10 protein-coding genes are annotated in these 12,092 nt (G+C 48.6%); 2 read left to right on the forward strand and 8 right to left on the reverse strand.

From position 1 onward, the window contains the following. Nucleotides 1–56 precede the first annotated feature (56 nt). From NO559_RS13065 to zapE, 7 genes are all read right to left on the reverse strand, one after another. Entirely contained in the window at nt 57–500 is a 444-nt protein-coding gene (locus NO559_RS13065) for a ClpXP protease specificity-enhancing factor (protein ID WP_258332290.1), read from the reverse strand. Between the two features lie 312 nt (nt 501–812). Next, nucleotides 813–1,460 carry a glutathione S-transferase N-terminal domain-containing protein gene (locus NO559_RS13070; RefSeq protein ID WP_258332293.1) on the reverse strand — a complete coding sequence of 216 codons (648 nt, stop codon included), beginning with the start codon at nt 1,458–1,460 and terminating at the stop codon, nt 813–815. 66 nt (nt 1,461–1,526) lie between these two features. Continuing rightward, on the reverse strand, nt 1,527–3,767 hold the full coding sequence (locus NO559_RS13075; RefSeq protein WP_258332294.1) for a ubiquinol-cytochrome c reductase: 2,241 nt from the start codon (nt 3,765–3,767) through the stop codon (nt 1,527–1,529). Next, complete coding sequence (petA, locus tag NO559_RS13080) at nt 3,767–4,366, reverse strand: ubiquinol-cytochrome c reductase iron-sulfur subunit (protein WP_258332295.1); 600 nt, start codon at nt 4,364–4,366, stop codon at nt 3,767–3,769. The genes NO559_RS13075 and petA overlap by 1 nt, the downstream gene beginning before the upstream one ends. A gap of 259 nt (nt 4,367–4,625) precedes the next feature. Beyond that, nucleotides 4,626–5,018, reverse strand: coding sequence for a 30S ribosomal protein S9 (gene rpsI, locus NO559_RS13085; RefSeq protein WP_258332296.1), 393 nt, complete (start codon nt 5,016–5,018; stop codon nt 4,626–4,628). Nucleotides 5,019–5,031: 13 nt separating this feature from the next. Then, nucleotides 5,032–5,460 (reverse strand): 50S ribosomal protein L13, encoded by a 429-nt coding sequence (rplM, locus tag NO559_RS13090; protein ID WP_258332297.1) that lies wholly within the window; start codon nt 5,458–5,460, stop codon nt 5,032–5,034. Between the two features lie 118 nt (nt 5,461–5,578). Beyond that, entirely contained in the window at nt 5,579–6,703 is a 1,125-nt protein-coding gene (gene zapE / locus NO559_RS13095) for a cell division protein ZapE (RefSeq protein WP_258332298.1), read from the reverse strand. Nucleotides 6,704–6,876: 173 nt separating this feature from the next. On the opposite strand from zapE, the gene NO559_RS13100 reads away from it, so the two are divergent. Then, nucleotides 6,877–7,350 (forward strand): YhcB family protein, encoded by a 474-nt coding sequence (locus NO559_RS13100; protein ID WP_258332299.1) that lies wholly within the window; start codon nt 6,877–6,879, stop codon nt 7,348–7,350. Between the two features lie 50 nt (nt 7,351–7,400). Here NO559_RS13100 and rnr read toward each other — a convergent pair whose 3' ends face one another. Beyond that, entirely contained in the window at nt 7,401–9,989 is a 2,589-nt protein-coding gene (gene rnr, locus NO559_RS13105; RefSeq protein WP_258332300.1) for a ribonuclease R, read from the reverse strand. 324 nt (nt 9,990–10,313) lie between these two features. Between rnr and NO559_RS13110 the strand changes: the two genes are divergently transcribed. Beyond that, complete coding sequence (locus NO559_RS13110) at nt 10,314–12,092, forward strand: diguanylate cyclase (protein ID WP_258332302.1); 1,779 nt, start codon at nt 10,314–10,316, stop codon at nt 12,090–12,092.

The following is a 12,092-nucleotide window of genomic DNA, read 5'->3' on the forward strand; positions in this document are numbered from 1 at the left end:
GTCCCCCCCTAAGGGACCTGGCCTTTCACTAGCGACTGTAGACTAGAAACTAGAAACTATTTAACAACCTTCAAACTCGGCCTTTCCGCCTTCTCGGCCTTAGCAGCTGGCTTGGAGCTTTGTACCGTTTTAAAGCGTTTGTCTTTGGGCGGCTCTGGCTCGGGGTCCAAGTCTTCCATTTCAAAGATCATCCCTTGGCCATTTTCTCTGGCGTAAATACCTAATACCGCCGACATGGGTGCATAGATATCCATAGGCACACCGCCAAAGCGGCCGTTAAACATCATCGCCTCATTACTTAGCTCTAAGTCGCGCACCGCATTAGGTGAGACATTTAAAACAATTTGGCCATTTTTAATATGCTCGGTGGGTACCATGACATTATCGGCCAAGGCATTAACTAAGATATAGGGCGTGCAGTCGTTTTCGAGTATCCATTCGTATAAGGCCCTAACCATATAAGGGCGGCTACTGCTCATTGTGGTGGGCTGTTTACTCATAATGAATTTCTAGTGTGTATTGATGAATTAATGACGCCAGAGCTGACTACGCCTCCGCCCTTACCCCGCGCAAAGTTTTGGGCAGAGCCTGCCCCGCGTAGCGTTTTGGGCATACGACCGCCATGGAGGGCGGAAGTGCAGATTTTGCAGGAGCAAAAATCTGCCCGCACTTCCTGTGTATCGCCGCTCTTGCGCAAAGCTGGCCCCGCGAGCATCGCGAGCGCTCTGGGTCTCCATGCGCCCGCGGCATACAGCACTTCCTGTGCATAAAAAAAGGGATGAGCTAGCATCCCTTTTCAGCAACAGTCGCGCTTAAGAGCTAGCCTTGCCGCTGCGCATTTCATGCTCAGCCTCTGACAGACTCTCTTGAAAAGACTCACGCTCAAACAAGGTATCCATATAGTTTAACAAGGGCTTAGTTTGCTTAGTATTGGGGATTTCTATACCCAGCACCGGTAAACGCCACAGTATGGGCGCCATACAGCAATCAACCAAGGTAAACTCATCGCTCATGAAAAACGGCTTTTCAGCGAATATAGGTGCGATAGCAATTAAGCTCTCACGCAACTCTTTGCGCGCTTTTTCTACTGCTTTTTGGTTAGTACCCTGAGTGATGGTATCAACCAGCACACACCAGTCACGCTCTATACGATAAATATATTGGCGGCTAGAACCGCGCGCCACCGGGTATACAGGCAGTAAAGGCGGATGCGGAAAACGCTCATCCAAATACTCCATCATGACCTTGTTTTCATAAAGCACTAGGTCTCTATCCAACATGGTCGGCAGGCTGTTGTAAGGATTTAAATCCGCTAGCTCGGCAGGCATATGCTCACCGCCCGCATCGACGATATCTACTGTCACACCTTTCTCGGCCAATACTATACGTACGCGGTGGCTGTAATGGCATTCGCCATCTGAGTAAAAGGTCATTGACGAACGTTTGGCAACAACACCCATTTTAATTCCTTAAGTTCTATCGACTATCAAAGCAGCAGCTACTAGAGCTGCTGCGCTTCACTACAATTAGTGAATATCTTTCCAGTATTCGCGGTTCAACATATAAGTAAATATGAAGAATAAAGCGATAAAGACCAACACGAATATACCTATGCGCTTACGGTCTTCAACCATGGGCTCTGCGGTATAGGCTAAAAAGTTAACCAAGTCGTACATGGCAGTATCAAACTCTTCCGGCGTCATGCTGCCTTCAGAAACCAGCTTCAAACGTCCACAAGGGTTAAGCGCCTCACCGGTATGCTCATCAAATAATACTTCTTCACCTGTTAAAGGGTCACGCTTCACACCACCATTGGCAGCCAATGCTGGGCCAGGCGCACACTCTTGCATACCCTGTAGCTCTAACAATACATGTGGCATACCTACGTCTTTAAATACTTTATTGTTTACCCCCCAAGGACGGCTAGGGTCAGCATAAAAGTTACGCAAGTAGGTATACAACCATTCGGGGCTACGCGTACGAGCCACCATGGTTAAGTCCGGGGGAGCCGCACCAAACCACTTTTTTGCCAGCGCCTCCGGTGCTGAGTTAAACATTAACTCACCGATTTTAGCCTGGTTATCAAACTTTAGGTTTTCTTCAAAAATATCTACCGGTACACCTATGTCCTCGGCAGTACGCTGATAGCGTGCATACTTTAGCGAGTGACAGCTCATGCAGTTATTCATGTAGTGCTTAGCACCACTTTGCAAAGAGGCCTTATTAGTGGGATCCACCTCAATCTCATCACAAGCCATGGTGCCGCATTTAAAAGCTGACTCCGCACCCGCTGCCTTTAATGGCAATACTGTTAGCAAGGCCACCACAATGATGCCACCTATAGTACCCCAAGCACCCATACCACCGTTCATGGTAACGCGCTCTGGCACTGGCAACATTTTATCTCTAGCTAACAAGGCAGGCAGGATAAAGAAGAAAGCTGCATTTAATGCTGCGTAAAAACGCACCGCGTAAATATGCGATTCAGGCTTGCCTGCCGCGTAACCAGCGAAGGTTAAGAACAGCATTATTGCACCGATTGCCCAGAATGCCGCTGTGCGGATAATTGCAGGCCATGCATCTTTATTGGTCCATATAGGCATAGTAATAAAGAAGGCAAAGTAGAATACCGTAGTTACCTGTGCCAACAGAGTTCTGCCGTCATTAGGTGCCTTAACACCTAATACACCCAAGATTAAGAAGGTAGCAACAAAAGTCACCAGCATCAGCTTATTAACCAAACCGCGGTAACGCACCGACTTAACCGGGCTGCGATCTACCCAAGGCAGAATAAACAGAATAGCAACCGAAGCACCAAAGGCGATAAAACCTAGCAACTTATCGGGCACCGCACGTAGTACTGAGTAGAACGGGGTGAAGTACCATACTGGCGCTATATGCTCAGGGGTTTTTAAACCGTTGGCAATCTCAAAGTTTGCATGCTCTAGGAAATAACCGCCCATTTCTGGAGCGAAGAAAATCACCACCGCAAAGGCAAAACAAAATACCGCTATCGCTGGCAAGTCGTGCACAGTGTAGTAAGGGTGGAAAGGGATACCGTCTTTAGGTATGCCGTTCTCATCTTTATTCTTTTTGATCTCTACACCATCGGGGTTATTAGAACCCACTTCGTGTAAGGCCAATAAGTGCAATACCACCAAACCCAATAACACGATGGGCAGCGCCACTACGTGTAAAGCAAAGAAGCGGTTTAGGGTAATACCTGAGATCAAGAAGTCACCACGTATCCACTGTACGATGTCTTCACCCACTACAGGGATAGCACCAAATAAGGAGATAATTACCTGAGCACCCCAGTACGACATCTGACCCCAGGGCAATACATAACCCACAAAAGCCTCAGCCATTAATACCAGGAAGATAAACATACCAAAAACCCACACTAGCTCGCGTGGCTTTTTATATGAACCATAAATCAGGGCGCGGAACATATGCAGATAAACCACCACAAAGAACGCCGACGCGCCGGTGGAATGCATATAGCGGATAATCCAGCCAAAATCGACATCACGCATGATGTACTCGACCGAGTTAAAAGCGTTTTCAGCACTGGGGGTATAGCTCATAGTGAGCCAAATGCCGGTTAACAATTGGTTGACCAACACTAATAGTGACAAAACACCAAAGTAATACCAAAAGTTGAAGTTTTTAGGGGCGTAGTAGCTGCCCATGTGGGTATCCCACGCACGCATAATCGGCAAGCGTGCATCTACCCAATCTCTTAAACCCACTAACAGATTGATCATTACGCGGCCTCCTGGTCTACGCCAATAACAATGACGCTGTCGCTTTCATAGGAATAGGGTGGAACAGCTAGGTTGGCCGAAGCGGGCACGCCTTGGTAAACACGGCCAGCTAAATCGAACTTAGAGCCGTGACAGGGGCAGAAGAAACCGCCTATCCAGCTATCGCCACCTAAGTCGGCCGCGCCTACTTCAGGACGATATTTAGGCGCACAACCCAAGTGGGTACACAGGCCTACCAACACTAAAAACTCGTCTTTAATAGAACGAGTGATGGTGCCCACATACTCTGGCTGCTGTGCAGCATTGGTTGAATCTGGGTCTTTTAGGTTACCGGCATTGCCAGGTAAAGCCGCCAAAGTCTCGGGGGTACGACGCACCACATAGACAGGCTTACCACGCCACTCAACCACTTTCATTTCACCGGGCTCTAAACGGCTAAGATCAAATTTAACCGGAGCACCAGCAGCTTTAGCTTTGGCACTGGGGTTCCATGAACCCACAAAAGGTACAGCAACACCTACCGCTCCAGCCGCACCCACTACCGTAGTAGCCGCGGTTAAAAAGCGTCGCCGCGTAGTGTTAACGCCGTCATTACTCATGACGTAATCCCCCTAAAACTAGCGTGTAAAGACCTATTAGCTAGGCAATGAATAAATAATTATTAGTACGGCGCATACTAAAGATATTGACGCGCCATGACAAGAATTAACCCTATAACATAGCAGGGTTTAAGGTATTTTTTTCAAATCAAATCAAAAATTTACGGCCCGTAGCGAGCAGCCATAAAAAAACGCCCAGATTGCAATAATCACGGGCGTTTTCGCTGGAGGGCCGCAACCCTCCGATAGACAGCAACAATTAACGTTTCGAGAATTGTGGCTTCTTACGCGCTTTGCGTAGACCAACCTTCTTACGCTCAACTTCACGAGCATCACGGGTTACATAACCAGCTGCACGCAACTGACCGCGCAAACCTTCGTCATACTCCATAAGAGCACGCGTAATACCGTGACGTATAGCACCGGCTTGACCGAAGCTACCACCACCAGCAACAGTGATGTTTAAGTCGAATTTATCGGTCATTTCAACCAATTCTAGTGGTTGACGTACAATCATACGCGCAACTTCACGACCAAAGTATTCATCTAAAGAGCGCTTGTTAATGGTGATTTCACCGGCACCTGACTTTAGGAATACGCGAGCGCTAGAAGTTTTACGACGACCAGTACCATAGTATTGAGTAGCTGACATAATATGCGTTCCGTTATATGTTCAATGCTTGCGGCTGCTGTGAAGCATGGGGATGCTCAGCGCCTGCATACACTTTAAGTTTTCTGAACATATCACGACCTAATGGGTTACGTGGCAACATGCCTTTAACCGCATTTTGGATAACACGCTCAGGAGCTTTATCGATCAATTTCTCGAAGCTAATTGACTTCAAGTTACCCACATAACCAGTATGGTGGTAATACATTTTATCGCTTGCTTTATTGCCAGTAACTTGTACTTTTTCGGCATTAACAACAACGATGTAATCGCCGGTATCTACGTGCGGGGTGTATTCCGCTTTATGCTTACCACGTAGGCGGTGAGCGATTTCAGTGGCTAAACGACCTAAAGTCTTGCCATCTGCATCTACTACAAACCAATCACGTGTTACGGCTTCAGGTTTTGCGCTGAAAGTCTTCATCTATATATGCCTCTGGGGCCCGTTCCTACAAAGAGCGCGAATACTACAGAAACCGCTGAGGGTTTTCAAGCCTAATTCACGCTTTTTTACTGTTAAATCACCTGCCCTGCGCAAGCCCCTAAGGGCGGTGCTCTAAGGCCAGATAATCATGGGATTGCATCTCTAATAAACGGCTCTGGGTACGCTCAAACTCAAAGTCTAAACGCCCGCCCGCATAGAGCTGCGCTAGCGGCACCTGGGCTGCAATAACCAGCTTAACGTGCCTGTCGTAAAACTCATCTATCAAATTAATAAAGCGTCGGGCCTGGTCATCCTTACCACCACCTAACTGCGGCACGCCGCTAATTAGCACCGCATGAAACTCGCGGGCCAATTCTATATAGTCATTCTGGCTGCGCGGGCCATCGCACAGCGCGTCAAAATCAAACCAAGCCACATCATCCGACACTTTTCGCACCTGGATTTTGCGACCATTAATCTCTAAGTCGTAATCGCTGCGCACATGCCTAACATCAGGGTTAAGCTGATCAAAGGAACGCTGCAGGCTAATATCAGCCCCGGCATCCAGTGGATAATGGTATAGCTCGGCCTGCTCCAAGGTGCGCAAGCGGTAATCCACCCCACTATCAATATTCACCACCTGCGTATGCTTATTCAGCATGGCTATGGCCGGTAAAAAGCGGCTGCGCTGCAAGCCATCTTTATACAAACCATCAGGGATGATATTAGAGGTAGCCACCAAACACACACCATAATCGAATAGCAGCTCGAACAAACCACCCAAAATCATAGCATCAGTAATATCCGAGACGAAAAACTCGTCAAAGCAAATAACCCTGGCTTCATCGGCTATGCCCCTAGCCACCTGCTGCAGCGGGTTTTTCGCCCCCTGCAAGGCCTTTAAATCGGCGTGCACACGGCGCATAAAGCGGTGAAAGTGCACCCGCATTTTGCGTTCAAAGGGCAAGGCATCATAAAAGGCATCCATCAAATAGGTTTTGCCGCGGCCTACCCCGCCCCAAAAATACAAGCCCTTTACTGTCTCAACTGCTGCCTGCTTACCCAAGCTGGCCAGCAGCTTGGCTTTTAACCCCTTAGGCTTAGCTGCCGTTTCGACCTCTAATAGTCGTTCGTACAACTGCTGCAACAATTCCACCGCCTGCTCTTGCGCGGCATCATAGGAGAAGTCATCCCTAGTCAGGTCTGCCTGGTAACGTTCTCTTGGAGACTGGAGCTTTGCCATAGTAAAAAAGCTGTGTTGCTAACCATCGTATTTTTGAGGCGGCCACTCTACAGCTATCACCGCGCAGTGGCAACCACCCAACTTAGGGCATAACTTTGTTACCGCACTTAGCGATTCACGGTTATACTTGAAACGTAGCTTATAACTGTTGAATTTAAACCTAGGAGAGCAAAGTGTATTCACTAAGCGCCGTACTCACGTTTACCCTCGCAGGCCTTATTGCCGGCACCTTTATTGGCATTTTTTTCACGCAGCGCAAAAGCGGCCACAGCCAGCACCAGGCCGAGTTAGAAAAACAAATCCTAGAGATGCAACAACAGCAGCAAAGCTACCAAACCGATGTGAGCAAACACTTTAATCACACCGCTGAACTGCTAAACCAGCTCACCGAGAACTACAAAGAGGTGCACAGCCATTTGGCCGAAGGCGCTCAACGACTAGCTGGGGAACAACTACACACCACCATCAAAACCCTCACAGCCGATGGCGATATCAGTGAGGAGCAGGAGCCAGAAGCCCCTACCCCACTAACTCCACCCCTAGACTATGCCGCCACAGGCGGCACCTTAAGTGAAGACTGGGGCATGAAAAAATCCTTAACCGCCGAAGAGCGCAATGATCTGGGCTACCCCAAAACCCCAGCCTAGCCCTAGCGCACCAGGGCTATCTGAGGCCACGCCATAGCCACAGCGGCTAGCTAGCCTTTTTTACGCAGCCGCTTTCTCACCTTAGCCATCACCCCTTTCACCATACTCTTAGCCGTTCGCTTTTCAGCTTTAGCCGGCGCTGGCGTTTCTGACCGATTCTTTTTAGCTTTGTTAGGGGCTTTTTTAACAGCCTTTTTAGATGCTGACTTTTTAGACGCTGGTGAAGCCGCCTTAAGGCCCTGCTGAGCACTGCTTTTAGACTTGCTTCTACCCTTCTTCTTAGCGGGCTTGCGCGCCTCAGGCTCAACCTTAGCGCCTTTTTTAGCCGCTGACTTAGGCTTAGCAGACTTGGCCGCCTGCTTAGTAAGCTGCGCCCGCTTGCGCTTATTGGAGCCCACCGCAATATCGACTAACTCTAAGTCCACCTTCTTATCATCAAGGCTTACTCGCAGCACTTTAACTGTCAGCTCGTCCCCCAATTGAAAAGTCGTGCGGGTACGCTCACCAATTAAGCGCTGTTTAGCTTGATCAAAGCGATAGTAGTCGCTGGCCAGCGCACTAACATGCACCAAACCCTCTACATACACATCTTTGAGCTCTACAAATAGGCCAAAGTTGGTCACCGCCGTTACCACGCCGGTAAAACTTTCACCCACTCTATCCATCAGGTATTCACACTTCAGCCAAGCCACTACATCGCGGCTGGCCTCATCGGCACGGCGCTCGGCCATAGAGGTCTGCTCACCCAGCGCCAGCAAGGCAGCCATATCGTAGGGGTAGATCTTTTTGCGATCCAAGGCCTGCACCCCCGCCACGCTGCGCACGGTTTTATCATCAGGTTTGGAGCGCACTATATAACGTATCGCCCGGTGCACTAATAAGTCAGGGTAGCGTCGTATAGGCGAGGTAAAATGAGCATAACCGGGGTAATTCAAACCAAAGTGACCTTCGTTTTGCGGCTGATAAACAGCCTGACGCAAGGAGCGCAACAACATGGTCTGGATCACCTGCTCATCGGGGCGACCAGCAATTTGCGCCATCACCGTTTGATAATCAGCTGGGCTGGGATCATCACCGCCAGGCAGGTCTAAACCCAGCTCGCCCAAAAACTCGCGCAGGGAGTTTAAGCGCTCTTCAGTAGGTCCCTCATGCACCCGGAACAAGGCGGCAATATCATGTTTTTCTAAAAACTTAGCGGCGGCAACATTGGCGCTAAGCATGCACTCTTCGATGAGCTTATGAGCATCGTTGCGCACCACCGGTACTATGTCGGCAATTTTTCTATCGGGGCCAAAAACAATGCGTGTTTCTACCGTTTCAAAGTCTATTGCGCCACGCACTTGTCGCTGCTTGCGCAGGGCATGATACAAGCCATGCAGTTGCTGCACATGGGGCAACACCGCGGCATAACGCTGGCACAACTCTTCATGCTTACCATGCTCTGGGTCTAACATAGCGCCAACTTTGGTGTAGGTTAAGCGCGCATGCGAATGCATCACCCCTTCAAAAAAGCTATAGCCAGTGAGCTTGCCCTGCTCGCTAATCGTCATTTCGCAAACCATACACAGGCGATCAACCTCTGGCTTTAGCGAGCACAGGCCATTTGATAGCGCCTCGGGCAGCATGGGCACCACCCGCTCGGGGAAATATACCGAGGTGCCACGCAAGGTAGCCTCTTTATCTAAGGCGCTATTCACCTGCACATAGTGAGATACGTCCGCTATCGCCACCCACAAACGCCAACCGCCAGATTTTTTTGCCTCGCAGTAAACTGCGTCATCAAAATCTCTGGCGTCTTCGCCATCTATGGTCACAAAGGGCAAATGGCGCAAATCTATACGGCCCTGCTTATCTTGCTCGGCGGGCTCATCAGCCAACTGAGCAGCTTCAGCCAGCACCGCCGCAGGCCATACATGGGGGATATCATGGGAGCGTATTGCTACATCTATCTCCATGCCGGCCGCCATGTGGTCGCCCATAACCTCTATCACCTTGCCGGTGGGGCGGGCACGCCACTGCGGCTGGGTCACTATCTCCACCACCACATACTGGCCGGGCTCAGGTTTTAAATCGCTAACATGATCGGCACTAATAAAAATATCGTGCTGTATGCGGGTATTATCTGGGATTACAAAGGCGCTACCATTTTCAAAGGCATAGCGCCCCACTAACTGCTTGGTGTGATGCTCTAACACCTCGACAATGGTGCCTTCACGGCGGCCGCGCTGATCTACACCATTCGCTCGGCACAGCACTATATCGCCATCAAAGACTTGGCTCATTTGGCGACTATTGAGGTAAAAGTCATCGCTGCCATCATCAGGTATAACAAAGCCAAAGCCATCTCTATGCGCCTGTATACGGCCTTTTACTAGGTCCATTTTCGACACTAGGCAGTACGCGCCTTTACGGTTACGCATTAATTGGCCGTCGCGCTCCATGGCTTTTAGGCGTCTGCGCAACGCCTCGGCGGCATCATAATCACTTAAATCTAATAGCCGGCTTAGTTGATTGCGGTTGAGCGGCGCATCGGCCTGCTCTAGCAGCTCAATAATATACTCGCGGCTGGGAATGGGGTTGTCGTATTTCTGAGCCTCGCGCTCAGCATGGGGATCGTTCTTTGGTGGGCGTTTCGCCATATTTTATTCACTTTCTTCTCAACTATGCCCGAATCGGCATATGTATCAACATCATTATACGCAAGGTTTTAGCAAAGCACCTATTTATTAGCAAGGACTCAAACCAACATCACCTTATTTGCAGTCATTAATAACGGTAAAAACCATGCTATGCTTCTTGCAACCTCTATAACAATGACAACTATAGCTATAACCGCAGCCTTAATGATCTCATTTTTACTTCGCGCTCCTAGACTAGCAAACACAAAACAGCTGTTACTGGCCGCTGCACTTTTTGCTTTTTCAAGTTTTGCCCATGCCGATCTGGCCACTGAGCTCTACAATATGAAAGCGCAGGCCTATATTAATTCCGAAACCGCCATCAGCAAGCTTAACGCCCTGAAAAACAAAGCCATAAAAGAAGGCAGCGAAGCCGAACAGTGGTACTGGCTGCGCCTAGCGGAAGCGCAGGGCATAATCGTACTGCTAGACGATATGCAAAATTCACTAACTGCAGCCAAGCCCGCCATACAAAAAACTAACAATAGCGAGGCCAGAACTCAACTCTTACTGCTGCAAGGCGTGTTGGCGCAAAACAATGGCGCCTTAACTGACGCCAAAAAATTTCTCAACGCCGCCATAGTGCAGGCGCAACGCAGTGCTCTCAAACATCTAGAGTTACACGCCAGAGTTGAGCTAGCCTACACCTACACCTTAGAAGACAATTTCCAACAAGCATTAAAAACCAATCATCTCGCCCACCTTGAGGCGCGCAACAACAATGATATTTTTATTACCGCGCTAGCCGAAGATATCTACGGCGCGATCTATGGCTATATGGGGCAATATGAAGAATCCATAGACTACTATCAACAAGCTTTGGCAGGCTATCAAAAATTGGGCTACCACCAATACACCTCCTCGGCAATTTTTGGCATCGCTACCAGCCATCGCTACTGGGGCAAATATGAACAAGCCTTAAAATATTTTCGACAACACCAACAGCTACTGGCCCACACCAAAAACGAAGGCAGTAAGTTCTACGACTACTACGGCATAGCCACTACCCTAGCCGCCATGGACGACTGCCAACAAGCCCTGCCAGCCATTGACAAAGCATTAACTACCCAAGGCCCTATAGATTACAAGGCTGAACTTTATAAAATACAGGCCAAATGTTTTATTAAACAAGAGCAGCTGGGCAAAGCCGAGCAGGCTCTCACTGCTGCCGAAACTATTTTTGAACAATTACCGGATTTAAAAGACACTAACTGGCAAATTGAAACCCTATTAATTGCCGCCAATCTCGCCAAAGAAAACAATAACTACCCCAAGGCCTTTGAGTTACTCACCACCTACAATGAGAAAAAATCCCGTATAGATTCCGCCACTTACTCCGATAAAATCATTGCTTACAAATCCACCCTGGAAAGCCAGCAAAAAGACTTGGAAATAAAGTTACTAACCGAAAACGCCAAGATACAGCAACTCACTGCCGACAACCAAATACGCACCAACAAATTACAAAAATTACTGTTGCTAGGTTTAAGCATCACGGTGGTGATTATTCTTATTTTTGCCTACACCCTGCACAAAAACCTAAAAAGAATCTCAGAGTTATCCATACGCGATGAACTCACCGGACTATATAACCGGCGTTATATTTTTGATTATTTAAATAATATTCTTTGCGGTAACAAAGAGGAAAAACAGTTTTCCATTATCATAGCCGACATAGACAATTTTAAGCAGATCAACGATAACTATGGCCACCCCGCTGGCGACAGCGTCATTAAAGCCATCGCCAAACTCAGCGTCGACACCCTGCGCATGACTGACATAGTGGGCCGCATAGGCGGCGAAGAATTTTTATTTATACTGCCGCGCATTCCACCGCAACAATGCGAAGATATTGTTAAGCGCCTACTGCACACCGTGCGTGAAAAACAGTTTACCCTGCCCAATGGCGAAACCATCAAGGTCACCATCAGCATGGGCATCTGCCATAACAACGCCGATATTAGCGACGCTAAAACCATATTCCACAAAGCCGATGAAGCCCTGTATATTTCGAAAAAAAGTGGTAAAGATCAAATCAATAGCGTAGAAAACGTCGCAGGATAA

The sequence above is a fragment of the Dasania sp. GY-MA-18 genome (assembly GCF_024734385.1).
GTDB classification, from domain to species: Bacteria; Pseudomonadota; Gammaproteobacteria; order Pseudomonadales; family Dasaniaceae; genus Dasania; species Dasania phycosphaerae.